This window comes from Arthrobacter sp. Y3221087 (genome assembly GCF_059089905.1).
The window spans coordinates 164,134-190,693 of record NZ_JBNHFE010000003.1; the positions used below are offsets into that span (position 1 = coordinate 164,134).

Genomic DNA, 26,560 nt, shown 5'->3' on the forward strand with positions numbered 1-26,560 from the left:
GGAGTCCACTCTAACGACTGTTGCCCGTTCGTGATGACCGGAACATGACAACAACATGGACGGCATATGACGCAGTTTCCTGCCAGCAGGTGGAATCCTCCGGATCTTGACAGTATTTTGGCCTGCCGGGCCGCCGGTTTCTGCCAAGCTTAAGTAACTATGGCGCACGCACATCACAAGACTGAATCCCACACCGTCGACTTCAAGGTGGACCCGGTGGTCCTGGAGCTGGGCCAGCGCTTTGTGGACGCCGGGCATGAACTGTCGCTGGTGGGCGGCCCGGTGCGGGACCTGTTCCTGGGGCGGAAATCCCCCGACCTTGATTTCACCACGGACGCCACACCGGACCAGACGGTTGCCCTGATCAAGAAGTGGGCGGACAACTTCTGGGACATCGGCCGCGCCTTCGGAACCATCGGCATGCGCAAGGACGGGTTCCAGATCGAAATCACCACCTACCGGGCCGAAGCCTACGATCCGCAGTCCCGCAAGCCCGTGGTGGCGTTCGGGTCGTCGCTGACCGATGACCTGCTCCGCCGGGATTTCACCATTAACGCCATGGCGCTGAAACTGCCCTCCATGGAGCTGGTGGATCCGTTCGGGGGCGTCCGGGACCTGCACGCGTCGGTTCTGGCCACCCCCGGTGCCCCCGAGCTGTCTTTTTCCGACGACCCGCTGCGGATGATGCGGGCCGCCAGGTTCGCCGCGCAGCTGGGCGTGGCGGTGCACGACGACGTCCGCGAGGCCATGACCCGGATGGCCGAGCGCATCACCATCATTTCGGCCGAACGGGTCCGCGACGAGCTGGTCAAGCTCATCTGCGGCTCCCGCCCCCGCGTGGGGGTGGACCTGCTGGTGGATACCGGCCTGGCCGAGTACGTGCTCCCGGAAGTCTCGGCCCTGCGCCTTGAATCCGACGAGCACCACCGGCACAAGGACGTCTACCAGCACTCCCTCCAGGTGCTGGAGCAGGCGGCCGAGCTGGAAACGGATGCGGACGGCCCTGTCCCCGGCCCCGACTTTGTGCTGCGCTTCGCCGCATTGATGCACGACGTCGGCAAGCCGGCTACGCGGCGCTTCGAACCGGGCGGTGCGGTCAGCTTCCGCCATCACGACATGGTGGGTGCCAAGCTCACCGCCAAGCGGATGAAGACCCTCCGGTTCGACAAGGACACTACCAAGGCCGTTGCCCGGCTGGTGGAGCTGCACATGCGCTTCTACGGCTACGGTGACGCCGGCTGGACCGATTCAGCCGTCCGCCGGTATGTCACCGACGCCGGACCGCTGCTGGAGCGCCTGCACCGGCTGACGCGGTCCGACGTCACTACCCGGAACCAGCGCAAGGCCGAGCGGCTCGCCTTCGCCTATGACGACCTCGAAGCACGCATTGTTGCCCTGAAGGAACAGGAATCCCTGGATGCCGTGCGGCCGGACCTCGACGGGGCCCGGATCATGGCGGTGCTCGGCCTCAAGCCCGGGCCCGTCGTGGGCAGGGCCTACAAGTTCCTCCTTAACGAGCGGATGGAACACGGACCCCTTCCAACAGAGGAAGCGGAGGCCCGGTTGCTGCGCTGGTGGGCCGGGCAGCCCGAATCGGCACCTGCTGCAGCGGATCCCGCAGGGTCTCCCGCCGTCGTCGAACCTTCCCCCTCTGAGGAGACCAAGTGACATATCCCGCCCTTGCCCCCCGCCCCCAGCTCTGGATCCTGCGCCACGGCGAGACCGAATGGTCCAAGAGCGGCCAGTACACCGGACTGACGGACCTCCCGCTCACGGTTGAAGGCGAACAGCAGGCCGTAGAGGCCCGGAAGGTGCTCGACGCCGTGGACTTCGACCTGGTGCTCACCTCGCCCCTGCGGCGGGCCCGGCGCACTGCCGAACTTGCGGGCTTTCCGGACGCGCAGCACGAACCGCTGGCCGTGGAATGGAACTACGGCGACTACGAGGGCATCAGCTCCGACCTGATCCGCAAGGACAATCCCGACTACCTCATCTGGACGCACGGCGTTCCCAACGGCGAGACGCTCGACGAGGTGGCGGCAAGGGCAGACAAGATCATTGGCCGGATCCTGGAATCGGGGATGGACAACGTGCTCATTGTGGCGCACGGACACTTTTCCCGGATCCTGACCGCCCGCTGGCTCGAATTGCCGCCCACCGAGGGCCGGCATTTCATTCTTGGAACGGCGAAAGTCTGCACCCTTGGCTGGGACAAGAAGACTCCGGCAATTGTGCGCTGGGGCCTCTAGCATTCCCCTTTTCGAATTTCTTTTGCCGGTTTCCGGAATTAGGTAGTCAACTGCGGATTAGTGGTGTACTTTTATTCCTGTCCCAAGGCAATTAGCCCGGGGTCAGCGCCCCGGCTGCACGCTTTCATTGCGGCAAACAGGAGAAAAGGAGGTTGGGAGAAATGATGACTTTGACTGGCGGACGGAAGACCACCATCAATGCCGCCCCGGCCTCGGCGCATAATGCGCACCTGTCCTGGGGCTTTCCAGGCTGCTAGCGGCTAGCCGTTCCGCCGCCTGCTGATCTCCGACGGCGGCGAAGCCCGCGGGGATAAGCAGCGGCATCCGCGGCTCCCGCTTGCTCCGGTGGCTTTTCGGTATCCCGCCTTCTGCCCCCGCAGCCCTTGCCTGCCAGCACCCACTGTGGACCTGCCCCCGCCTGCGGTGCGCAGCCTGTCCGGCACTTTTCTGACGCCCGGAAATCCCTAATTACTTTCCTGGTATTTCCGGCATCAATTGTTGCCGCAATTTCCTCATTATCACCGGTCAATTTGCTGCGCCCTTCTTCGGGCTGCCTTTTGGCCGGCATACCTGTAATAGGAGGTGAAAACCATGGTCCGGAAGATCCGGAAACTCCTGTCCGCTGTACGGCGGCCCGCCAGGAAGCAGTTCAACAGGAACCTGCTGGAACAGCAGCGGGAAGACGTCTTCGTCCTGATGCACCAGCAAATTGGCGGCCTCCGCTGAGGCTTCAGGCCGGCCTTCGGTTCTCAGGAGCAGGCGAAGGAGATAAGGACCAGGCGCTGGAAGGGCTGGCTGCGGGTTTCCCTGCATTCTGCGGCAGCGAAGGCGGAAAGATCATGGAAAGTGCCTTCACCCAGCCCGACGAACAAGACGTTCCCGCGGCCTTTCAGTTCGGCGGCTGTGACGGGAGCATCCACACCCCAGAGGGTCCCCGACTCTGCCGGATTTTCCTCAAGGGACAGGTCCTCCATGCCTTCAAACCCGTCCGGATAGGCGAGGACCATGTCCCGGAGGTAGGGCTCGTCGAACACCAGGGCGGCGGGTTGCGGTTCCTGCTGGTCCAGCAGGGCAGCGATCCGCCGTTCGGTGTCCGCGGGTTCGTTGACCAGGCTCTTGAGCGTGAGTTGCGGGACCAGGCTGCACCCAACCACCGCGGCCATCGCAAGGGGCCTCAGCCACCTTCGGGCAGCCGGAAGGCGCGTGATACCCAGTCCCACCAGCAGGGCGAATGCCGGCGCTGTGAACGTCAGGTACCGTGCAACGTAGACGGGCTGGGCTATGACGCTGACCAGCAGGAGCCCCGCGACGGGCACGCCCACGCCGGCCAGGCCCAGCCAAACCAGAGGACGAAGTGCTGCGTCTCCGCGCGCCCTCCACAGGCCCCGTGCCACCAGCGCAACCTCCACAACACCCAACAGCACCACGAATGCCAGGATCCATGTGGGAGGCATGTTGCCGGTGGGCCGGTCATCGCCGTAGAAGTACTGCTTAACTGCGGCAGTCATCAGGTTTTGGGCCAGGGACCGGTTCTGGATCCAGTCCACCTGGGCCTTCTGCCCCAGGGCATAGACAAGGAACGGCAGCACGCAGATGCCCGCCGCCGATGCAGCCACCAACGTGGCCACCATGCGCCGCCGCAGGATGATGGCGGCTGCCGCGTGGGCAGCGACGGCAAGGGCAAAGAACATGAACATCCAGACACCCACCACCGCGGTGAGGGCGTACAGAGCCCAGTCAAGAACCCGGTTGGACTTCCAGGCCCGGAGCAGCAGGAGGGTGAGGGCGACGGCGATCAGGGCGGTGAAGGCTGACTGGCGCGCCTCCGTTCCCGCCCAGACCATGCGCGGAAGGACTGCCAGGACCAGGCCGGCCGCGAACCCCACCGCTTCCGATCCCAGCTTCCGTCCAATGACTGCCGTTCCAGCACAGGCAAGACCCACTGCCATAGCCGATGGCAGCCTCATGGACACCTCGGAGAAACCGAAGACGGACGTCCAGAAATGCATGATCAGGTAATAGAGCCCATGGACGGCATCCACGGACTGCAGCAGCAGCAGCAGGTCGCCGGGAGACCGTCCGGCGGCAGAAATGGTGGCGATCTCGTCATCCCAAAAGGACGGGATCCACGAGCCCAGAAACGCAGCACAGAATCCCAGCAGCCCAATAAAGGCCGGCATGCGCCACATTGGGATGGCGCCATCTGGTGCAGAGCCGAGCCCGGACCCCTGCCAGGCTGTTTGGCCGCGGACCCTCTGGCTTTCCACCTGTTACCTCCTGGAGACTGCCGGTTGCACCGAAGTCATGTCTTGCATGTCATAAGGACGGATGACGGGACGAAGCTTCGCGGCACAGCGTACGGCCTTTCCCGGCACCCCTTGCGACGATACAGGCCCGCAGGAATTGGGACATCATCCTTGAGGCATCCCGGTAACCTCGACTGCATGGAGGAAAGCCAGCCTGCGGGGAGCCGGGCACGGTCCCGGCTGGTGGTTCCCAGCCGCAGCGATGTCCTGTTGCGGAACTTCACCGAGGTAGCCGGTGGACCCATGGGGCGCAGGGCGGAGCCGGGCGTGATTTCCCCGGCTCCTTTCACCGTGGAGCGGGTCCTGGTGCTCCTGGCCGTTCTCGCAGCCTTGATCGGCGTCCTGCTCAAGGGATACTGCCGCGCCAACGGCTGGGAGCCGCCCACCCAGTTCTACGCCACTTGCTATTCGGACTTCCCGGAGCTGTTCCGGAACCGCGGCCTGGCAGACGGCGCCTTCCCCATCCTGGGCAGCCAGTTCGAGTACCCGGTACTGATAGCCCTTATTGCAGGGCTTGCCGCCTGGCTGGTGCCAGGCACGGGCGCCTCCGAAGGACGCATCCTGGCGTACTTCGACGTCAACGCAGCACTACTGGCCGCGGCGGCTGTGGTCACGGTCCTGGCAACAGCGAGGACCTCGGCCCGCCGGCCCTGGGATGCCGCGATGGTGGCCCTGGCACCGGGCATCATCCTCGCAGGAACCGTGAACTGGGACCTGTGGACGGCGTGCCTGGTGGCGGTGGGAATGTATTTTTTCGCGTCTCAGCGGCTGGTGCCCGCCGGCATCCTGCTCGGACTCGCCACCGCCACCAACCTCTATCCCCTGCTGGTCCTGGTTGCCATCCTGCTGCTGAGCCTGCGGACAAACCGGTTCCGTCCCCTGCTGGTGACCGGCGCGGCCGCAGCTGTGACCTGGACAGCGGTCAACCTGCCGTTCGCGGCGGCCAACTTCAGCGGCTGGGCCTACTATTTCCAGTTCACCGCTGACCGCGATGCGGGGTACGGGTCGCCATGGTTTGCCTACAATCTGCTGGCCGGCAGGCTCCGCTGGCCGGGTCTAAGTCCGGTGGCGGTCGACCTGCTCGCACCGGCATTCCTTGTGCTGCTTTGTGCCGGGATTGCCTATGTGGCGCTGACGGCACCCCGCCGTCCCCGCCTTGCCCAGCTGGCCTTCCTCCTGGTGGCGGCCTTCATCCTCACCAACAAGGCCTACTCCCCGCAATACGTGGTGTGGCTGATCCCGCTCCTTGCCCTTGCCCGGCCACGCTGGCGGGACTTCCTGGTGTGGCAGGGCATCGAAGGCCTCCACTGGGCCGCGGTGTGGATGTACCTTGGTCAGGTGACCAGCGCAGGCTCCTCCCAGCACAACCTGGACATGCCGTATTACGTTCTGGCGGTGGCCGCCCACCTGGTGGCCGTGGCGTATTTGATGGCGAGGGTCACCTGGGATGTCTACGACCCCACCTACGACCCCATCCGGCGCCACCATCTTGATGACCCGCATGGCGGGCCGTTCTCCGGTGCTCCGGACCGCTTCAGCTTCAGCCTGCGCCGCGCCGAACATCCTGTTCTTCCCGGAAAGGACTCCACGCATGCCTGACGTAGTAGTAGTGGGCGCCGGCCCCAACGGCCTGGCCGCAGCAGCTGTCATGGCCCGTGCCGGACTGTCCGTGGAAGTCTTCGAGGCCGCTTCCTCCATTGGCGGCGGGACGCGGACCTCCGAACTGATGCAGCCCGGACACTTCCATGATGTCTGCTCCGCAGTGCATCCCATGGCGCTTGCCTCCCCGTTCTTCCGGGCTTTTGAGCTGGCCCGCCGGGTGAAGCTGGTCAGCCCGGACATTTCCTATGGTTCCCCGCTGGATGGTGGACGCGCAGCCCTCGCCTACCGGTCACTGGACCGGACAGCAGCGGAGCTCGGCAGGGACGGTGCAGCGTACCGCCGGCTGATGGCGCCCTTGGTCAGGAACATCGACGGCGTCATGGACTTCACGCAAAACCAGCTGTACCGGATTCCCGGGGACCCCTTCACGGCGGCGATGTTTGGCCTGCGCACCCTGGAACAGGGGACACGGGCATGGAACGCGAGGTTCCGTGAGGAGTACGCACCTGCCCTCCTCAGCGGTGTGGCCTCTCATGCCATAACGCATCAGCCATCCCTGGCCGGGGCCGGGGCGGGGCTCATGCTCAGCGCCCTGGGGCATGCCCAGGGATGGCCCATCCCGATCGGCGGTTCCGCCGCCATTTCAGCGGCGCTTGCGGAGGACCTCACCGCCCACGGGGGTGTCATCCGCACGGGCACACCAGTGGACAGGCTGGTGGACCTGCCTGAGGCACGCGCAGCCCTGCTGAATGTGTCGCCGCGGGGCCTGCTGGAGATGGCCGGGGATTCCCTGCCGGCCCGCTACCGATCCTCCCTGGAGTCATTCCGCTACGGCAACGGTTCCTGCAAGGTCGACTTCATCCTGTCCGGACCCGTTCCCTGGCAGGCCCCTGAGCTGGCGGACGCCGGCACCGTGCACCTGGGCGGCACGCGGGAGGAGCTTGCGCAGTCTGAAAACGACGTCGACGCGGGCCGGCATCCGGAGAGACCCTATGTCCTGGTGGCCCAGCCGTCCCGGTTCGACCCGGGCAGGGCGCCGTCGGGACGCCACACATTGTGGACCTACTGCCATGTCCCCGCTAATTCAACGAGGGACATGACGGAAACGGTCACCGCCCAGCTGGAGCGCTTTGCACCCGCGTTCCGCGACCTCGTGGTGCAGTCGAATGCAGTTACCGCTGCCGGGCTGGCCGAGTACAACCGCAACTACATCGGCGGCGACTTCAGCGTGGGAACGATGGACCTGCGGGGCCTGTTACGGCGGCCGGTAGTGTCACGCGTCCCGTGGCGCACTCCCCTGCCCGGTGTCTACCTGTGTTCATCCGCCACGCCGCCAGGCCCCGGGGTCACGGGAATGCCTGGCCTGCATTCCGCAACACATGCCTTACGGGACATATTCCGTCTGCCGGTCCCCGCGCTGGGGCTGAATACAGGCGGCGGAAGCTAAGCGTCCGCCGCTGACGTAATGCAGGCCAAACCGGCGGCAAAAGCAGGGGATAATGGCGCGATGGGGAAAAATTCGAGATTGTCTATTGCTGTTGCCGCGCTCATCCTGGGAACGTCGCTCGCTGGCTGCGATGACGGCCGCAGTGGAGCGGAAGCCGCAGCTGCTGAGCTCGCCATTGCCGTTTCCGGCCTGGACATCAGCTCCGTGGCCTTTGACGGCAAGGACGCTGCTGCCGCCAATGACCAGCTCAAGTCCGTCTTCGCGGCCCTCGATCCCCAAAAGCCTTCTGTGGCAGCCGGTGAGCTCACCCTCGACGGGGACAACGCCTCCGCGCCGCTGAACTACACCTGGACCTTCGGCGGAACGGAATGGAAATACTCCGTCTCAGCCAAGTTCAGGAAGTCCGGCGATAAATGGCTGACGGTATGGGACCCCGCCACGCTGGTGCCCGGCCTGGCTGATTCAGAGGTCCTGAGCAAGGGTGCCCAGTCGCCGCCCCGCGCCGATATCCTCGGTGCCGGGGACGTCCCCCTGGTCACCTATCGCCCCGTGGTCAACGTCGGCATCGACAAGCCCCAGCTCGGTTCCGCCGATCCTGCTGACTCGGCCGGCAAGCTCGCCGCGCTGGTGGGCGTCGATCCCGCGGCGTATACGGAGCAGGTCAAGGCCTCCGGCGCAGAAGCCTTCGTTCCGGCGATCACGCTGCGGGAAGAAGGCCGCACCATTACCAACGAGCAGATCGCCGCCATTCCCGGCGCCCGCGCCATTCCGGCCACGATGCCCTTGGCACCCACCCGGAATTTTGCCCGCGCCGTACTCGGCTCCGTGGGCGAGGCCACGGCCGAGCAGATCGAAGCATCCGAAGGGGCCCTGGCTGCCGGCGACCTGACCGGCATCAGCGGGCTCCAGCAGCAGTACGACGAACAGCTTCGCGGGTCTGACGCCGTCGTCATCCGTGCCCAGCGCGCCGACCTGACCCGTGAACAGATCCAATCTTCGGCAACCGACCCCCGCCGGGTGCTGTTCGAGGTGGAGCCGGAACCCGGTACAGCGCTGAAGACCACGCTGGATCCCCGGCTGCAGGCGCTTGCCGAAGACACCCTGGCGGAGGTGGGTCCTGCCTCCGCCATCGTCGCCCTCCGGCCCTCGACAGGTGCCGTGCTGGCTGTCGCATCCGGTCCGGGCAGCAACGGCTACAACACTGCCATGCTGGGCCAGTATGCACCGGGGTCGATCTTCAAAATGGTTGATTCCCTGGCGATGTTCCGTAACGGCCTCACGCCCGAATCCAAGGTTGAGTGCACTCCCACGCTCACGGTGGATGGCCGGACATTCAAGAATGCGGAGGGGTATCCGGAAGGTTCCCTGGGCTCGGTTGCCCTACGGGACGCGTTTGCCCACTCCTGCAATACGGCGTTCATTGCCGCCCGGGACAAAGTCTCGCAGGGCCAGCTCGAGTCTGCCGCCATGGCCATGGGACTGGCCGTGGAGGCGCCCACCCTTGGAGCGGAGGCCTTCCTGGGCTCTGTCCCCGGCGAGGCTTCGGGCACCGAACATGCCGCATCCATGATCGGCCAGGGCAAGATCCTGCTGTCACCCTTGGCTGCCGCCATGATGGCGGGATCCGTGGCGAAGGGCGCGCCAGTTGCGCCGCAGCTCGTTTTGAATCCCGACGGCGGCGAAGCGCCTGCCGGGACCACCAGCGGATCCACTGCTCCCGCCGCGCAGCCCTCGGCCACGGCAACTGCCGAAGCTCCTTCACCAGCTTCCGGTCAGCCGATCAACGCGGAGGAGGCGGCTTCCCTGGCGGACATGATGCGTGCCGTCGTCACCAGCGGCCATGCCGGTTTCCTGTCCTCGGTTCCGGGAGCTCCGGTTGGCGCCAAGACCGGTACCGCTGAATTCGGCAATGAAGTACCGCCGAAGACCCACGCATGGATCGTGGCCGTGCACGGCGACCTTGCCGTGGCCGTCTTCGTGGAGGACGGCGGGCTGGGGGCAACCACTTCCGGTCCGCTGCTCAAGGAATTCCTGACCGCCGCCGGCTAGAGTTTCTGTCCGGATATGGCGACTTCCAAACCCGTCAAGCCGCCATATCTGGACAAAAACTCGTGGGATGGGGCGTGGGAAGATGGACTACGTGGCCCATATTGACGTTTCCGGTATCGATTACTTCCTCTCTGACGGCACGCAGCTGCTGAATGGGGTTACCTTCAAGGTTCCGGACGGCACCAAGACTGCGCTGATCGGACCCAACGGGACGGGCAAGACGACGCTGTTCCGGATCATCGCCGGAGACCTCACCCCGGATGAGGGCGTCATCGGTCGGTCCGGAAGCATGGGCATCATGCGCCAGTTCGTGGGCCAGGTCAGGGACGAATCCACCGTGCGGGACCTGCTGGTTTCCGCTGCCCCGCCGGCGCTGGCTGCCGCCGCCCGCGAGGTGGACGAGGCGGAACTGGCCATGATGGAGCACGACGACGAGCCCACCCAGATGCGGTACGCCCAGGCCATCGTCGATTGGGGCGACGCCGGCGGATATGACGTGGAAACCGTCTGGGATGAGGTTTGCATGGCCGCGCTGGGACTCCCCTACGACCGTGCCCAGCACCGCCCGGCGTCGAGCCTTTCCGGCGGTGAGCAAAAGCGGCTTGTCCTCGAGGCGCTGTTCGCCGGACCGGATGAGCTGCTGCTGCTGGACGAACCTGACAACTACCTCGATGTGCCCGGCAAACGCTGGCTCGAGGAGAGGCTCAACGAATCCAGGAAAACTGTCTTCTTCATCAGCCACGACCGTGAGCTGCTGAACAATGCCGCCGGACGCATCGTAACGCTGGAGCCCGGCATAAACGGGGCTGCTGCGTGGATCCACGGCGGTGGATTCGGTTCCTACGTGGAAGCGCGGGCAGACCGGAACGCCCGCTTCGAGGAACTCCGCAAACGCTGGGACGAGGAGCACATCAAGCTCAAGGAACTCGTCAACATGTACAAAAACAAGGCAGCCTTCCGCTCCGACATGGCCAACCGCTACCACGCAGCCCAGACTCGGCTGGCCAAGTTCCTCGAGGCCGGGCCGCCGGAGGCACTGCCCATCGAGCAGAACGTGCAGATGCGGCTCAAGGGCGGCCGCACCGCCAAGCGCGCCATTGTTGCGGAGCGGCTGGAACTGACCGGCCTGATGAAGCCGTTCTCCACGGAGGTCTGGTTCGGTGACCGGGTGGGCGTCCTGGGCTCCAACGGGTCCGGCAAGTCGCACTTCCTGCGGCTGCTGGCCACCGGCGGCACCGACCCGGAGCGGGAGCACCTGCCCGTATCCGACGTGGACATCGCGGAGGTGCCGCACGAAGGAACCGTCAAACTGGGGGCCCGCATCCGCCCCGGCTTCTTCGCGCAGACCCATGTGCGGCCCGACCTTCTGGGTAAGACACTGCTGGACATCCTGCACCGGGGGGACGAGCACCGCTCGGGGCTGGGCCGTGAAGCCGCAGCCGGCGCTTTGGACGGCTACGGCCTGGCCGGACAGTCGGAGCAGAAGTACGAGTCCCTGTCGGGCGGGCAGCAGGCACGGTTCCAGATCCTGCTGCTCCAGCTCAGCGGTGCCACCCTGCTGCTGCTCGACGAGCCCACGGACAACCTTGACCTGCACTCGGCCGAAGCACTGGAACGGGCTATCGACCACTTCGAAGGGACCGTCCTGGCGGTGACCCACGACCGCTGGTTCGCTCGGACCTTTGACCGCTTCCTCGTGTTCGGCTCTGACGGCAAAGTGTATGAATCGGCGGAGCCGGTTTGGGACGAGAAGCGGGTCGAACGCGCCCGCTGATCGACCGGGATGATCATCCTGATGATCACTTGCTCAAGAGTTGCTATCATTTGAGCATGAAGACGGATGACCGGCACCGCGCCATCGCAGACCTTCTGCGCGAGCGGGCGGAAGTCCGCGTCGAGGAGCTCACCCTGGCCTGCAAAGCGTCAGGGGCAACCATCCGCCGCGACCTCGAGGTGCTGGCAGCCAACGGGGTGCTCCGGCGGGTGCATGGTGGGGCCCGCAGCCTGCTGGGCCCCGGCGACAACCCCGGTTACGGACAGCGCGAACTGGAGGACCAGGACGTCAAACGGCGTATCGCGGCTGCCGTTGCCGGCCTGCTGCGGGACCGGGAACATGTGTGGCTGGACAGCGGGAGCACCGCCACGGAAGTGGCCCGTGCTCTGGCCGGCCGGGACCTGACATTGATGCCCATGTCCTTGCGCGCACTGAACGCCGCAGCCGGTGAAGACACCGCCGCGGGCGGCCGGCCCGCGCTCCTGGTCCCCGGCGGAAACGTGGTGCCCGGCGAATTGTGCTTCCGCGGCCCCCTGGCCGAGGCCAACATACGGTCCCTGCGGTTCGATACGGCCATCATCACCCCCTGCGCCGTGAGCACCGGGGACGGACTGCTGGCCCATGACCTCGAAGATTCAGCCGTAAAGCGGGCGGGGCTGGAATCTGGCGCGCGGGTGGTCCTCGCCGCTGCCGCCGCGAAGTGGCACAGCAACGCGCGGGTGCTGGTTGCCGGCCTTGAGCGGGTGGATGTGATGGTGACAGACAAGGTTTTCAGCGCCGGAGAGCGCGCCCAACTCGATGAATACTCTGTGGAAGTAGTGAATGTATGAGCACAAATACGGGCATGAAGCAGGACGCTGGACTCAATGCAGCAGCAGCGGCCACTTTCCTGGTCTTCGGCATCAACGGCCTGGTCTTTGCCAGCTGGGCTGCCCGCATCCCGGCGGTGACCGAAACACTGAACATCACCTCGGGGCAAATGGGCACGCTGCTGCTGTGCACCGCCGTCGGTTCCCTGCTGGCCCTGCCCACTGCCGGCCTGGTGGTCGGCCGGATTGGAACGGCAAATACCGTTCGGTTTGGCGGCTTGCTGGCGGCGGCGGCCGGAGCGGGGATTGCCCTGTCCCTGTCCCTTGAATCCATTCCCGGCACGGCAATCGCGCTCTTCTTCTTCGGAATCGCCATTGGCCTCTGGGACGTTTCGCAGAACATCGAAGGCGCCGACGTGGAGCACAAGCTCCGGCGCACCATCATGCCGCAGTTCCACGCGGCATTCAGCGGCGGTGCTTTTGTGGGTGCGCTGATCGGGGCAGGACTGTCCAACCTGGGAGTCGACCTGCCCCTGCACCTCCTGGTGATCGTGGGTGTGGTGGTGCTGGTGACGATGATCGCCCCGCGCTACTTCCTCCCCCATATCCCCGCGGTGGCTCCCGAAGGGGACGCAAAGCAGGCGAAGGGTCCGTCCGCGTGGCGGGACAGCCGCACGCTGCTCATTGGCGTGGTGGTCCTCGGGGCTACCCTCACGGAGGGTGCGGGCAATGACTGGATTGCCAAGGCCTCCGTTGACGGACTGGGGACCTCCGAGTCCACCGGCGCCCTCATGTTCGCCCTCTTTGTCCTGGCCATGACGGCAATGCGGTTCCTTGGCGGACGGGTGATCGACAAATACGGGCGGGTTGTGGTCCTGCGGGCCAGCATGGCGGCCGCGGCAGCCGGCCTGGGATTGTTCGTCCTCGCCGGGAACGTGTGGCTGGCGGCTGTTGGTGCCGCATTGTGGGGCGTGGGAGCCGCGCTGGCCTTCCCGATGGGGATGTCCGCTGCCGCGGACGACCCGAAGCACGCTGCAGCCCGCGTCTCCGTAGTATCCACTCTCGGTTATATATCGTTCCTCGCCGGCCCGCCCCTCCTGGGCTACCTCGGCGACCTCACGGGGATCCACCTCGCGCTACTGGCCATCATGGCCCCCATCGTGCTGGCACTCCTGCTGGCGGGAGCGGCAAAACCGCTGCCGGCCAAAGCGGAAGGCAACTAGCCGGAGCGTGCCGGAGGATGCCCCGCCTGCTGGGGGTAGTCTGGGGGCATGGGGAGCTCATGGCGTCACAGCCACCGGGTCATCGGCCGGTTCGATAGATATCTGGTGCGGCATGTATCCGACCTGCCGGGTGGAAACCACGACGACTTCTTCCGCAGGCTTTCTGCCTCCGCCAACCACGGGAAGCTCTGGATGGCAGCCGCAGCCGTGATGGCCGCTTTCCCCGGCAGGACCCGCCGGGCAGCACTGCATGGCCTGCTGGCCCAGGCGGTAGCGTCCGCCGTGACCAACGGAGTCTTCAAGACCCTGCTCCCCCGGACCCGGCCCCTGCCGGAGCATCTGCCCGTCTTCCGCTTTGTGCATCCACAGCCCACCAGCTCCTCCATGCCCTCGGGGCATTCTGCATCGGCCATAGCCTTTGCCGTGGGAGCCGGCCTGGTGCGGCCAGCCATCGGTGCCGCGTTGGCACCGGCGGCACTTGGAGTGGCCTATTCCCGCGTGCACACAGGTGCGCACTGGCCGTCCGATGTTTTCTTCGGATCGGCCCTCGGCGCGGGGGCGGCCCTTGTTACCCGGCGCTGGTGGCCGGTGCGGCCGCCCTTCCCTGAGGTTTCGAGGACCTGGACCGAGGCACCTGGACTGCCGGGCGGGAAAGGCCTCAGCATCGTGGTGAACACGCTGGGAGGCTCTTTTCGTGAAGAAACGGCTGCAGCACTCCGCGATGTATTCCCTGAAGCGCATATCATCACGGTGCCGCCTGAGGAGGATCTTCTCAAGTCCATCAACGCCGCCGCCGACTGGCCCGGTACCCTCGCCCTCGGGGTGTGGGGCGGCGACGGAACCGTAGGAGCAGCAGCCGCGGCCGCCGTCGAACGTTCCCTGCCCCTCCTGGTCCTGCCCGGCGGTACCCTGAACCACTTTGCCCGCGACGCCGGCACCGGCAGCCTGAAGGAAGCAGTTGCCGCCGCATCGAAGGGCGAAGCTGCCCTGGCGGACATCGGCATTGTGCGGGCGGAGCGGGGGCTCCCGGGACAGCCGGAGGTGACGGAACTGCTCATGCTGAACACATCCAGCGTCGGCCTGTACCCCAACTTTGTGCGGCGGCGGGAGCATTTGCAGGCGGCTTTGGGCAAGCCCCTCGCCGGGGTGATCGCCATGTTCCGGACCTTTGCCACGGGAACCCCCGTCACGCTTACGGTGGACGGCGTGCTGCACCGGGTCTGGATCGCCTATGTGGGCCGGGGCCGGTATTACCCCCGGGACCATGCTCCGTTGCTCCGGCCCGTCATGGATGACGGCGTGCTGGACGTCCGGCTTATAACCGCTGATGAACCGTTTGCCAGGTTGCGGCTGCTGTGGTCCGTCTTGACGGGGACGGTGGCCGGCTCCAAAATCACCCACCTGAGGGAAGCCACGGAAGTCCGCATCGAGGCGGGCGGGGCGCCCATAACACTGGCTGTCGACGGCGAGGCCCTGGCAGGAGTGCGCGCCGTGGAGTACAGGGTGCTCCCCAGGGCCCTGGCCTACTACTCGCGCCGCTCCTGACCCACTGCATCCCCAGGCTGCCGGTCATCCAGGGGGACTACCCTGGTTCTCCCCTGAATCATCCCTGAGGAAGGCGAAAAGGGGCCGCGGCCTCAGTAGCGTAAGGGGTACACCACCGAACTGAACCCATCCGCAGCCCTGCGCTGCCGACCGGAGGAACATCGAATGATTGAGGCACACGACCTGGCCAAGGTCTATGGCGCGAAGACCGCCGTGGCCGGGGTCAGTTTTACCGTCAGGGCGGGGCAGGTCACGGGGTTCCTGGGGCCAAACGGTGCCGGAAAGTCCACCACCATGCGCATGATCATGGGACTCGACCGGCCCACGTCCGGCGCCGTCACCATCAACGGCCTGCCGTACGCGGAGCACAAGGCGCCGCTGCACGAGGTGGGGGCCCTGTTGGACGCCAAGGCCGTGCACACCGGACGCAGCGCCTACAACCACCTGCTGGCCATGGCCGCCACCCACAGCATCCCCAAGAAGCGGGTACACGAAGTCATCGAGATGACGGGCCTGGAAGCCGTGGCCCGCAAGAAGGCGGGCGGATTCTCCCTGGGCATGGGACAGCGCCTCGGCATCGCCGCAGCCCTGCTGGGGGACCCGCAGACGCTCATCCTGGACGAGCCGGTCAACGGCCTGGACCCGGAGGGCGTCCTCTGGGTCCGCAACCTGGTGCGCTACCTCGCCAACCAGGGCAAGACCGTCTTCCTCTCCTCGCACCTCATGAGCGAGATGGCGCAAACCGCCGACCACCTGATCGTCATCGGCCGTGGCCGCATCATTGCTGACGCCCCGGTCAAGGAAATTATTGCCGGCACCCGCCAGGCCAGGACCCTGGTCCGCACGGACTCGGCTCGGCAGCTGGCGTCCCTGTTGGCGGGCAACGGCGTCACGGTGGACCAGAGCGAGCCGGAAACCCTGACGGTGACGGGGCTGGAACCCCGCCAGATAGCCCAAGTCGCGTTGAGCAGCGGCGTCCTGGTCTACGAGCTCACCCCGCAGCTGTCCTCCCTGGAGGACGCCTACTTCGACCTCACCAAGGACGAAGTGGAATACCATTCGCACCTGACCGGCGGACCCGCAGTGGCAGCCCCGGCAACGGCAGGAAAGTAAGGACGATGAGCACCCAGACAGCAACCCCTGCCAGGCCGGCCCGTTCCTCCGCGGGGACCCGCGGGGTCACCTTTGGCGGCGTCCTGCGCTCCGAATGGATCAAACTCTGGTCCCTGATGTCCACCCGCATCCTGCTGCTCCTCACCCTGGTGGCAATCGTTGGCGTGGGCGCACTGGCCGTCCTGATCCGCTACACATACCTGGATGAGATGATCCGCAACGCCAGGGACCAGGGCCAGACCCTGACACCGGAAATGATGGAACAGACCTTTCCGCCAGGATCCGGGTTCGACCTCTACAACCTGCCCAACGCCGGCCTGCAGATCGGCATCCTGGTCCTTGGCTCGCTGGCGGTCCTGTTCATGGCTTCCGAATACGCCACCGGCATGATCCGTTCCACCATGAACGCTGTTCCGCGCCGTACTCCGGCATTCGTGGCCAAGGCCATCATCCTGGCCGTGATCTCCTACGTCATCACCACCATCGCGGGCGTGGCCACCTTCCTGATCGCCATGCCGGTCTTCCAGGGCATCGGGTTCGACCTCGACTGGTCCACGGACGGCGTGCTGTACAGCGTCTTCACCGGCGGGCTTTATGTTGCCGGGGTGGCACTGATCGGGCTTTCGCTTGGGACGCTGCTCCGAAACTCTGCCGGCGGGATCACCGTCCTGGTGGGCATCTTCTTCGTGCTGTCCATCGCGGCCAGTTTCCTGACGCTCATTCCGGGTGAGTTCTGGAAGTACGTTCCGCAGTACATTCCCAGTGACGCCGGCGGCCGCTTCCTCTCCATTGGCCACACGGACGGTGTCATTGATCCGTGGCAGGGCGGCCTGATTTTCCTGGGCTACGTGCTGGTGTTCCTGGTGCCGGCGCTGATCGTGCTCAAGAAACGCGACGTCTGACCTGCCCGGAAGCATGAACCTGGAAGGACCGGCCAAGGACGCGGCAGCCGGACAGGCTGACGCGTCCTTCGCCGAGCTCACGGCCCGGCGCCGGGGGCTCATCCGGCGCTACCTCCACCAGCACCCGCGGATCATGGATGCCGTGGTGGCTTCCAGCTATGCACTGCTGGTGGCGCCTACCGTGGTTGACGCCATCGTCTCCGGCTCATGGCTCGCGGCAGCCCTGCTGGTGGCGGTGGCGGCAGCCATGTTCCTGCGGCGCTCCCATCCGGTGGGGCTGGTGGCGTTCGTGGCTGTGGTGGAGGTTGCGGTCACCCTGCTGCACCCGTGGGGCTCCAATGCGTCCGCGGGGCTGTGGTTTTCGCTCTATGCCGTTGCTGTGGTGCACACCCGCCGCTTCGCCCTGATCACCATGGCAGTGGCCACGGCGCCGCTGGCCCTCCTGTACCTGCTGGCCGCCGTCGGGCCCATGGAGAACTCGTTCGTCCAGGACCACGGGGTCAACCCGGGGGATTTCCACCTCCTGACCAGCATTGCCACCGGAGCCACCATCGCGCTGTCGAACGTCATCGCCACCGGCATCGGCATCGGCGTCAAGCAGCGGCGGGAACACGAACAGGAGGTGGCGGCGTGGGCCGCCCGCACAGCGCAGCTGGCCTCCGTGAACGAACGCAACCGGATCGCCCGGGAAATGCATGACGTCGTTGCCCACTCGCTCACCGTCATGGTCAGCCTCTCGGACGGTGCCGCCGTCGTGGTCCGGAAAAGCCCCGAGCGTGCCGGGGAGGTGCTGGGCGAACTGTCCCGGACGGGACGGACCGCCCTCGCGGACATGCGGCGCGTCCTGGGCGTCCTCCGCGATGACGCCAAGGCGGCGGCACCCCTCCTGCCGCTGGCCGCCGGCGACAGCCTGGCCAAGTTACTGGAAGGGTTCCGGACGGCCGGACTGCCGCTGCACTATTCGCACACCGGCCCTGCATTGCCCGATGACGCCGCCTTCCAGCTCACGGTGTACCGGATCGTGCAGGAATCGCTCACGAATGTGCTCCGCTACGGACGGTCCCTGGCCCGGGTGGATGTCAGCATCGCCGTATCCGGCGGCACCGTGACCATCGAGGTGCTCGACGACGGCGCGGGAGTTCCGGGGCAGGCGGCCGATGACGGGGGCGGCGGCCCGCACGGCGGCTCCTACGGCACCGGCCAGGGGCTGGCGGGCATGGCCGAGCGCGCCCGCATCTACGCCGGAACCGTGGAGGCCGGCCGGACCGGACGCGGCTGGCGGGTCCAAGCAGTCCTGTCCTGGCCGGGGGACGGCAACACCGACACACGAATCCATCCGTACGAACTGCAAGGCAAGGCATGACAGAGAACGCGCCCATCACCGTCCTGCTGGTGGATGACCAGCCCCTGCTGCGGATGGGATTCCGCCTGATCCTTGAGGGTGAAGAGGACCTCCAGATCGCAGGTGAAGCATCCGATGGCGCGGAGGCCGTGAAACTGGCCAAGGAGCTGCAGCCCGACGTGGTGCTGATGGACGTGCGGATGCCCGTCCTGGACGGTATCGAGGCGACCCGTGCGATGACAGCCGCCGGTTCCGGCGCCCGGGTCATCATTCTCACCACGTTCGACGTGGACGAGTACGCCTTCGCCGGGCTGCAGGCGGGAGCGTCCGCCTTCCTCCTCAAGGACGCGGCACCGCAGGACCTCATCCACGCCGTCCGGGTGGTGGCCAGCGGCGATGCCGTTGTGGCTCCCCGTGTGACGCAGCGGCTGCTTGAAACGTATGTACGCGGCGCCGGCCGTCCGGCGCCTGCTGCCCCCGCGCCCGATCCCCTGCTGGCCGAGCTGACGCCGCGGGAAACGGAAATGCTCGGGGCAATGGCCGAGGGCCTCTCCAACGCCGAAATTGCCCACCGCTACTTCCTCTCCGAGGCCACCGTAAAGACGCACGTCCGGAGGATCCTCACCAAGCTGCACCTCCGGGACCGGGTCCAGGCCGTGGTCTACGCCTATGAGACGGGCCTTGTGGTCCCCAGCAACCCGGACTACTGATCTAGGCAAGGCCGGGGCGGGTGGCCTTTGATGGAGTCATGACAACCCTTGGCACGCCGGGAAGTCCCGGCACGGACGGCCGGAAGCCGCACCCGAACCATGACCGCGGCCTCGAGTTCGACCTGTCCACGATCATGAGCCGCCGCGCGCTGGGCAGGTTCCTCGGCGCAGGCGGTGCCGCAGCCGCCCTTGCCGCGTGCACGCCCGGCGGGGGCAGCCAGGCGGGCCCGCCGTCGCCGTCGGCCGTCACATTGCCGGCACCCGCGGCGCCGGCCACCGGCTCCTCCCCCGGCAGCCCGAATCCCACGCTGACCCGCGCACTGGCCGAATGCGGCGTCGAGATCCCGCGCGAGACGGCAGGTCCTTTCCCGGGAGACGGCTCGAATGGCCCGGATGCGCTCACGGCGTCGGGGGTGGTGCGCCGGGACATCACCGCCAGCTTCGGCACCGCGTCGGGCCGGGCGGAGGGCGTTCCGCTGGCGTTCACCCTGACGCTCCTGGACAACGCGAACGGCTGCGTTCCGCTGGCCGGTGCGGCAGTGTACGCCTGGCACTGTGACCGGCAGGGCCGGTATTCGCTGTACGATCCGGGCGTGGAGGGCGAAAACTACCTGCGTGGCGTGCAGGAGGCGGACGCCAACGGGCAGGTCACCTTCACATCCATCTTCCCGGGCGCCTACCCGGGCCGCTGGCCGCACATCCATTTCGAGGTGTTCGAGTCGATGCGCAATGCCACGACGGCCGGGCGCGTACTGGCAGTGTCACAGATTGCGCTCACCCAGGCGGCCTGTGAGGACGTCTACGCCACGGCGGGATATGAGGGGAGCGTGGCGTCGATGCGGCGCACCACCTTGCGGACAGACAGCGTGTTCCGGAACGACGGCGGTATCTACCAGCTCGCCACCATGACCGGATCGTCGGCGGAGGGGTACACGGCGGGGCTCAACGTCACCCTCTAGACTCGAGACCATGCCTTTCGAATCCACCGCCACAGAGCACATCCAGGACCTTGGCGCCTACGTCAGCGCATCGCCGTCGAGCTTCCACGCGGCGCACGAGGCGGGCCGGCGGCTGGAGGATGCTGGATTTACGCGGCTGGGCGAGCAGGAACCGTGGGAGGGCAGGCCCGGCTCGTTCTTCATCATCCGGGACGGCGCGCTGATCGCCTGGGTGGTTCCGGAGAGTGCCAAACCTACTACCGGCTTCAACATCCTCGGCGCCCACACCGACTCGCCGACCTTCAAGCTCAAGCCCAAGCCCACCACCGGCGCCCATGGCTGGCTCCAGGCCGGGGTGGAGGTGTACGGCGGTCCCCTCCTGAACTCCTGGCTGGACCGGGAGCTGCAGCTGGCGGGGCGGCTGGTGATGCTGGACGGCACGGAGCACCTCACCGCCACAGGTCCCCTGCTGCGGTTCCCGCAGCTGGCGATCCACTTGGACCGGGCGGTCAATGAGGGGCTGGCCCTGGACAAGCAGCGGCACATGAACCCGGTGTGGGGACTGGGGAATTCAGCAGACTTCGACCTGCTGGCAGTTTTGGCTTCGTCCGTGCCCGGCGCGTCCGCGGACCCGGCACGGATCGGCGGGTACGACGTCGTCATTGCCGACACGCAGGCCCCCGCGGTTTTCGGGAGCAAGGGGGAGTTCTTCGCGTCCGGGCGGCTGGACAATCTTTCTTCCACCCACGCGGGGCTTGCCGCACTCATTGCCCACGCTTCCGGCGGGGCCGCCCCGGGGGCGCCGATCGCGGTCCTTGCAGCGTTTGACCATGAAGAGATCGGCTCCAACTCCCGCTCCGGTGCGTGTGGGCCCATCCTTGAGGACGTCCTGGTGCGCATCTCCGACGGCCTCGGTGCCTCGGCGAGCCAACGGCGGCAGGCGATCGCGGCGTCGTTCTGCCTGTCAGCCGATGCCGGCCACGCCGTCCACCCGAATTACGCGGAGCGCCACGATCCGGCCAACCTGCCGGCGCTCAACGGCGGTCCGCTGCTGAAGATCAATGCGAACCAGCGGTATGCCACTGATGCTTTCGGAGCCGCCTTCTGGGCGCGGATGTGTTCCGAATCCGGAGTGCCGTACCAGGAGTTCGTGTCCAACAACGCGATTCCGTGCGGTTCCACCATCGGTCCGCTGACGGCCACCCGGCTTGGCATCCGCACTGTGGATGTGGGGGTGCCGCTGCTTTCCATGCATTCCGCCCGAGAGCTGTGCGGCGTGGAGGACCCGCACCGGCTCGCCACCGTGACGGAGCTGTTCTTCCGGACTGCCGCCTAGCTTTCCGGGCTTCTTCCTGGAGAGTCCGTTACAGGACCGGCAGCACATAGGGTGCTGCCGCACCGTCGTCCCTGGCGGCGGCAAGGGCAGTCAGTTGCGCACGCGACTCCACCCCAAGTTTCCGGTAGATGGAGGTCAGGCGAACCTCAACGGTGCGCACCGAAACGTAGAGCGTGGCTGCGATGTCCTTATTGCGCATCCCGCGTGCCACCATCTTGGCCAAAGCACGTTCATGGTCCGCAAGCATGAGCATGGCAGGGTTGTCCTGCCGCCGTGCGGGTTCCAGGAGCTCGTGGAAAAGGAACGCGTCCACGTGCTGGCTCCATGCCGCAGCCCCCTTCTCCTCGAACATCACCTTGGCGTGGGCCAGGGCGTCGCGTGCGGCCCGGACCCGGCCAAAGGCGTTCAACCGTTCCGCGTAGCACAGCAGCGTCCGTGCCCGTTCCAGCACGGAATCATGCCCGCCCCTGCCCTCCAGCGCCTGGCTGAACAACTGCAGTGACTGCTCGCCGTCGGCCAGCATGGCACGGCTCCGCGCCACCGCCAGGATGAGCCAGGGCGACCTCAGTCCCACGGAGCGGCTTTCCAGGCGCAGCAATGCCTGCGTTGCCTCCCGGTGGCGGCCAAGCCTGATCAGGACCTCCACCAGGTCCGCCTCGCACCGCAGCAGGGCGGGGTTGCCGAAAGCCTTTCCGATCTCTGCCGCCCGGGACAGCTGGGCGAAGGACTCGGCCAGGTCGCCACGGAGCAGGGCAAAGTGGCCCTGCCAGGCGGCCAGCTGGGCGGTAATGGCCGGATGGCTTTCAGAGCCTGCATAGCGGAGTGCCTCAGAAGCGGCTGCCTGTGCCGCCGCCTCGTCTCCCAAGGCATGGGCCCGCCAGACCCGGAAAATATGCCGCATTCCGCGGTGGTACTTGTTCTCTGGCTCGTGGCGTTCCAGATCGTCGATGAGCGTGACCGCGGCCCGGACGTTCCCGGCCCGGATTTCATTGTCCACTGCCAGGAACACTGCGGTTTCGCGCCAGTTGACGCTGCCGGCGTCCACTGAGCTCCGCACCAGGGCGAACGCCTCCTGCGCGTGGTCGTAGCGTTCCGCGTAGGTGAGGGCCCGCCCCTGTACCAGCAGACTGAGCATCTTGACGCTTCCCGCCGGTTCGTGCTTCCGGCTGAGTGTGCCCGTGTCCCCGCTGGTGGAGGCAACGAGTATCCTCGCGCGCTCGATGATTGCGAGGCATTCAGCAGTTGCAGATTCCTGGAACCCGGTGGCCTGCTCCAGCAGCTCGGCGGCATCGCCCAGCTCCCACCGCTCGGCGAAGTAGAGCGCGGCCAGCGCCAGCAGGTGTGCCGCGTACCCCGGATCATGGCAGCCAAATTCCTTCACCAGGCGCAGCACCATGCTTGACCGGACACTGCCGCCCTGGATGAACTCGATTTCGAACGACAGGCCTGTCAGCCGCAGGACCAGGGCAGGGTTCCGCGTCACCCGTTGCGCCCACTCCAGGTAGCGCCTGGCGTACACGAACTCGCCCCGATTGAACATGAGCCCGGCCACGGTGGTGAGGCGGGCAGCGGTTTCCGCTTCCCAGGGATTGATGGCGAGGGCCCGCTCGATGCATTCCACCGCAAATGGGACCTCCCCTTCCGCGATGAGGTCCACAGCGCTGCGAAGAAGGCCGAAGGGAGTCTGCCGCTCCACCGCGGTAAAGCTCAGGTGCCAGCGGCGGCCGTGGGGATCCGTTGCCCCTGACGCCTGTGCGAGTGCAAGGTGGCCCGCCGTGCGCACGGCGGGCGTCAAGGCCGAGAACACGTAACCGCGCAGCAACTGGTCAGGGATTCCCAGGTGCGGCCCAAACCGGGTCACCAGGCCGCCGGCAAGGAGTTCGTCCACACCGGCCCACAATTCCGGGACGACGCCTTCCAAGGCGGTGATGTCACTTCGGCGGGACAGGGCGAGGAGGTCCAGGACGTGGCGCGCACCAGGCGTCAACGTGGCGACGGCGGAGGCGGCTTCCGCTTCCAGGCTGCCGCAGCAGGGGAGCGGAACGGGCATAGCGTACTTCCCCTCCGCCTGGCGGTCCAGGAGGCGGCGGTAAAGCTCGACGGCGGCCAGCGGGTTTCCCTGGCTGGCTGCGGCAACTGCGTGTGCCGCCGCCGTCGTGCCGTGGCGCGAGGGGATGGCCTCCAGCATGCGTACCGTGTCGCTGTAGCTCAAAGGAACAAGGTGGAGAACGGCCGGCCCGCCGAGGGGGCTTTCGGATACGTCCCCGCGCACGCTTATGATCAGCGCTATGTCCGTTCCGGCGAGCCGCCGGCTGATGAATCCGATGACCGCCTGGCTGCCGGCATCCAATTGGTCCGCGTCATCGATGACGATAACCGTCCGGGCGGAGGACCGCTGGTGCAGGCCCTTGAGCAGCATAGTGCCCACCGTGGGGATGCTGAGTGCTCCTGCAGCATCGTGCAGGACTTCATCGGCGATCCCGTTGAGTACGGGATCGTCCATGCCGTTGAGGAGCGCCGTAAGGCCGGAGAATGGCCAGTCCGACTCGGCGGCGCTGGCGGCGAGGAAGACCGTGCGGTGCCCGGAGAGGGCGGGGACTTCGGCAAGCAGGGCAGATTTGCCCGCGCCACGCGGGCCACTGATGGTGAGGGCGGTCTCCTTGGGACCCCGGATTGCCGAACGGATCCGGTCCAGCTCCTTGTTGCGGCCAATTAAGCACATGGGTCCCCATCCCTGAAGAAGGAGACCACTTTCTTTCGCTTCAATTCGTTCCAACAATGACCGCCGCACTGCCGGTTACGGGGCCGCAACCGGAGGTCCGGCAAGCTGCAGGCCCAACGCCTCCAGCACGGTACCCAGCCGTAAAAGGAAATATAACGCCGCGCCGTCAGGGGCACCATTCAAATACCCGCTGGATTGGCTCAAGATTGACGCCGTGTGATTTCCGCTGCGTTTCAACGTTTCCTGGGAAATACCTTTTGATTACTCCTGCTGCTCGCACCTGTGAGAAGATCTGAATCCGGTTCCGGCCATCTGTGCGGGTGCACATGACGCCCTTTCCCGCGACCCGCTTAGGGTTGGAAAAACCCTGTGACCCACCGCACTGGATGCAGCGTTGAACGCAACCGGCCAGCTCCCTGACATCGGCGTCCGGCTTCCATCCATTCCGCAATGACCCAAAGGACGGCGCTCCATGCCCGCTGACCAGCAGTTAGCCAAGTCGCTCAAGCCGCGGCACCTTTCCATGATCGCGATCGCCGGCGTCATCGGCGCAGGCCTCTTTGTGGGTTCCGGTGCCGCCATCCAGCAGGCCGGTCCCGGAATCCTGGTGGCCTACATGGCAGCAGGCATCGTGGTGGTCCTGGTGATGCGCATGCTCGGGGAAATGGCCGCGGCCAACCCGGAGACCGGTTCCTTTTCCACCTATGCGGACAAGGCGCTCGGCCGCTGGGCGGGATTCAGCATCGGCTGGCTCTACGCCTGGTTCTGGATCATCGTGCTTGGGATTGAGGCCACCGCCGGTGCGGCCATCATGCACCGCTGGGTGCCGGGCATCGACCAGTGGATCTGGGCGCTGATCCTGATGGTCCTGCTGACGTTGACCAACCTTGGCTCGGTGAAGTCCTATGGCGAGTTCGAGTTCTGGTTCGCCTCCATCAAGGTCGCCGCGATCGTGCTGTTCCTGCTCTTCGGCGCCGCTGCCATCCTTGGGCTGGTCCCGGGCGTCCCCGCCCCCGGCCTGAGCAACCTCGTGGATAACGGCGGGTTCATGCCCAACGGCGCAGGTGCTGTCCTGGCCGGCATCCTGGTTGTGGTCTTCTCCTTCTTCGGTGCCGAGATTGCCACCATCGCCGCCGGCGAATCCGAGAACCCGGTGGATGCGGTCAAGAAAGCTGTGAAGTCCACCGTGTGGCGCATCCTGGTCTTCTACATCGGCTCCATCGCCATCGTGGTCACCCTGCTGCCCTGGAACGATGCCAGTGTCGCGAAAAGCCCCTACGTTGCCGTGATCGAACTTTTCGGCATTCCCGGCGCCGGCACCATCATGGACGTCGTGGTCCTTACCTCAGTGCTGTCTTGCCTGAATTCCGGCCTTTATACAGCCAGCCGCATGCTCTTCTCGCTGTCGAAGCGCGGCGACGCACCTGCATCCTGGACGAAGATCTCACGCCGCGGGGTGCCCGCCTCTGCCGTGCTGGCCTCCACCGTGGTCGGGTTCGTGACGGTGGGCCTGAACTACATCGCGCCGGACACTGTCTTCCTCTTCCTGGTCAACACCTCCGGCGCCATTGCCTTGTTCGTGTGGCTGGTCATCGCGTCCTCGCAGCTGATCCTCCGCAAGCGGATGGGTGCTGCAGGCAAGGACCTGGCGCTGAAGATGTGGCTCTTCCCGTACCTGACCTGGCTGGCCATCGCCAGCATCGTGGCTCTCGTGGTGGGCATGGTCATCCTGGAATCCACCCGCGAGTCCCTGCTGTTGTCCGTGGCGCTGGCCGCCGTGGTGGTGGCCGTGGGCGTGTGGCGCTACCGCAAGTCCGGCCCGGCTTCCGCCGAATCCTCGGACGCAGGTGAACCCCGTGATGTCCCCGTTACGGTGGGCCCGGCGTCGTAATTCCTGCCCCTCCTGTTCAACCAACCGCCCGCCCGGAAGCCGCCTTGGCTCCCGGGCGGGCGGTTTTCCACATAGGAGCATCCGTGCTGCGGCCTGCAGGACACCGGCACTAGTCTGGAAGTCAAGGGTGAATCGCCTATCCGTTCCAAATGCACTAAGATATTGAAGTCTGTGCTGCGTCCCGCCCCGTTCCGGTGGCTGGCCACGGCACGGCATCGCAAATGAACCTCCTGTTACGGAAATGCCGTAACCGCTTAGCCCAAAGGAGGTGGGTTCACATATGCGTCCTTACGAATTGATGGTAATCATCGACCCCGAGGTCGAAGAGCGTACCGTTGAGCCGTCGCTTCAGAAGTTCCTGAACGTCATCACCAACGATGGTGGAACCATCGAAAAGGTTGACATCTGGGGCCGTCGCCGTCTGGCTTACGACATCAAGAAGAAGTCCGAAGGTATCTACGCCGTGGTGAACTTCACCGCCAAGCCGGAAACCGCCAAGGAACTTGACCGCCAGCTGTCTCTTAACGAGACCATCATGCGCACCAAGATCACCCGCCCCGAAGAGCAGAAGGTTGTTGCTGAATAATTTCAGCACCGATTTT

The 26,560-nt window shown here is 66.1% G+C and carries 20 protein-coding genes; 18 read left to right on the plus strand and 2 right to left on the minus strand.

Annotated features, from left to right (window positions below; all coding sequences use genetic code 11):
• The first annotated feature begins 159 nt into the window (after positions 1-159).
• The 3 genes from AC5RUO_RS12600 (at position 160) to AC5RUO_RS12610 (ending at position 2,975) form a co-directional block, all read left to right on the plus strand.
• Positions 160-1,668, plus strand: coding sequence for a CCA tRNA nucleotidyltransferase (locus tag AC5RUO_RS12600; protein WP_494103697.1), 1,509 nt, complete (start codon positions 160-162; stop codon positions 1,666-1,668).
• Positions 1,665-2,249, plus strand: a complete 585-nt coding sequence (locus AC5RUO_RS12605; protein WP_009357099.1) for a histidine phosphatase family protein — start codon at positions 1,665-1,667, stop codon at positions 2,247-2,249. The genes AC5RUO_RS12600 and AC5RUO_RS12605 overlap by 4 nt, the downstream gene beginning before the upstream one ends.
• A gap of 591 nt (positions 2,250-2,840) precedes the next feature.
• Complete coding sequence (locus AC5RUO_RS12610) at positions 2,841-2,975, plus strand: hypothetical protein (protein ID WP_494103698.1); 135 nt, start codon at positions 2,841-2,843, stop codon at positions 2,973-2,975.
• A gap of 23 nt (positions 2,976-2,998) precedes the next feature.
• Here the strand turns inward: AC5RUO_RS12610 and AC5RUO_RS12615 are convergent, their stop codons facing one another.
• The gene (locus AC5RUO_RS12615; protein ID WP_494103699.1) at positions 2,999-4,429 is read right to left on the minus strand and encodes a glycosyltransferase family 39 protein; all 1,431 of its coding nucleotides are present in this window, start codon (positions 4,427-4,429) and stop codon (positions 2,999-3,001) included.
• A gap of 264 nt (positions 4,430-4,693) precedes the next feature.
• Here AC5RUO_RS12615 and AC5RUO_RS12620 point away from each other — a divergent pair, with 264 nt between their 5' ends.
• From AC5RUO_RS12620 to AC5RUO_RS12680, 13 genes are all read left to right on the plus strand, one after another.
• Complete coding sequence (locus AC5RUO_RS12620; RefSeq protein WP_494103700.1) at positions 4,694-6,154, plus strand: glycosyltransferase family 87 protein; 1,461 nt, start codon at positions 4,694-4,696, stop codon at positions 6,152-6,154.
• Positions 6,147-7,604 (plus strand): phytoene desaturase family protein, encoded by a 1,458-nt coding sequence (locus AC5RUO_RS12625; RefSeq protein WP_494103701.1) that lies wholly within the window; start codon positions 6,147-6,149, stop codon positions 7,602-7,604. The genes AC5RUO_RS12620 and AC5RUO_RS12625 overlap by 8 nt, the downstream gene beginning before the upstream one ends.
• A gap of 60 nt (positions 7,605-7,664) precedes the next feature.
• Positions 7,665-9,653, plus strand: coding sequence for a penicillin-binding transpeptidase domain-containing protein (locus AC5RUO_RS12630; protein ID WP_494103702.1), 1,989 nt, complete (start codon positions 7,665-7,667; stop codon positions 9,651-9,653).
• A 91-nt stretch (positions 9,654-9,744) separates the two neighbouring features.
• Positions 9,745-11,427 (plus strand): ABC-F family ATP-binding cassette domain-containing protein, encoded by a 1,683-nt coding sequence (locus AC5RUO_RS12635; protein WP_494103788.1) that lies wholly within the window; start codon positions 9,745-9,747, stop codon positions 11,425-11,427.
• 56 nt (positions 11,428-11,483) lie between these two features.
• Positions 11,484-12,257 (plus strand): DeoR/GlpR family DNA-binding transcription regulator, encoded by a 774-nt coding sequence (locus AC5RUO_RS12640; protein ID WP_494103703.1) that lies wholly within the window; start codon positions 11,484-11,486, stop codon positions 12,255-12,257.
• The gene (locus AC5RUO_RS12645; protein ID WP_494103704.1) at positions 12,254-13,459 is read left to right on the plus strand and encodes an MFS transporter; all 1,206 of its coding nucleotides are present in this window, start codon (positions 12,254-12,256) and stop codon (positions 13,457-13,459) included. The genes AC5RUO_RS12640 and AC5RUO_RS12645 overlap by 4 nt, the downstream gene beginning before the upstream one ends.
• Before the next feature lie 48 nt (positions 13,460-13,507).
• Positions 13,508-15,004: a bifunctional phosphatase PAP2/diacylglycerol kinase family protein gene (locus AC5RUO_RS12650; protein ID WP_494103705.1), complete on the plus strand. Its 1,497-nt coding sequence runs from the start codon at positions 13,508-13,510 to the stop codon at positions 15,002-15,004.
• A gap of 165 nt (positions 15,005-15,169) precedes the next feature.
• Entirely contained in the window at positions 15,170-16,117 is a 948-nt protein-coding gene (locus AC5RUO_RS12655) for an ABC transporter ATP-binding protein (protein WP_494103706.1), read from the plus strand.
• 5 nt (positions 16,118-16,122) lie between these two features.
• On the plus strand, positions 16,123-17,019 hold the full coding sequence (locus AC5RUO_RS12660; protein ID WP_494103707.1) for an ABC transporter permease: 897 nt from the start codon (positions 16,123-16,125) through the stop codon (positions 17,017-17,019).
• Between the two features lie 13 nt (positions 17,020-17,032).
• Positions 17,033-18,382, plus strand: a complete 1,350-nt coding sequence (locus tag AC5RUO_RS12665) for a sensor histidine kinase (RefSeq protein ID WP_494103708.1) — start codon at positions 17,033-17,035, stop codon at positions 18,380-18,382.
• Positions 18,379-19,071 (plus strand): response regulator, encoded by a 693-nt coding sequence (locus AC5RUO_RS12670; RefSeq protein WP_494051972.1) that lies wholly within the window; start codon positions 18,379-18,381, stop codon positions 19,069-19,071. Before AC5RUO_RS12665 ends, AC5RUO_RS12670 begins: the two co-directional genes overlap by 4 nt.
• Before the next feature lie 38 nt (positions 19,072-19,109).
• A complete protein-coding gene (locus AC5RUO_RS12675) occupies positions 19,110-20,030 on the plus strand; it encodes an intradiol ring-cleavage dioxygenase (protein ID WP_494103709.1) in 921 nt (306 codons plus the stop codon).
• A 10-nt stretch (positions 20,031-20,040) separates the two neighbouring features.
• Positions 20,041-21,345, plus strand: a complete 1,305-nt coding sequence (locus AC5RUO_RS12680; protein WP_494103710.1) for a M18 family aminopeptidase — start codon at positions 20,041-20,043, stop codon at positions 21,343-21,345.
• 28 nt (positions 21,346-21,373) lie between these two features.
• On the opposite strand, the gene AC5RUO_RS12685 is transcribed toward AC5RUO_RS12680, so the two are convergent.
• Positions 21,374-24,067 (minus strand): AAA family ATPase, encoded by a 2,694-nt coding sequence (locus AC5RUO_RS12685; protein ID WP_494103711.1) that lies wholly within the window; start codon positions 24,065-24,067, stop codon positions 21,374-21,376.
• Between the two features lie 472 nt (positions 24,068-24,539).
• Between AC5RUO_RS12685 and AC5RUO_RS12690 the strand changes: the two genes are divergently transcribed.
• On the plus strand, positions 24,540-25,958 hold the full coding sequence (locus AC5RUO_RS12690) for an amino acid permease (RefSeq protein ID WP_494051968.1): 1,419 nt from the start codon (positions 24,540-24,542) through the stop codon (positions 25,956-25,958).
• Positions 25,959-26,238: 280 nt separating this feature from the next.
• A complete protein-coding gene (gene rpsF / locus AC5RUO_RS12695; protein ID WP_015939036.1) occupies positions 26,239-26,544 on the plus strand; it encodes a 30S ribosomal protein S6 in 306 nt (101 codons plus the stop codon).
• Positions 26,545-26,560: the final 16 nt, after the last annotated feature.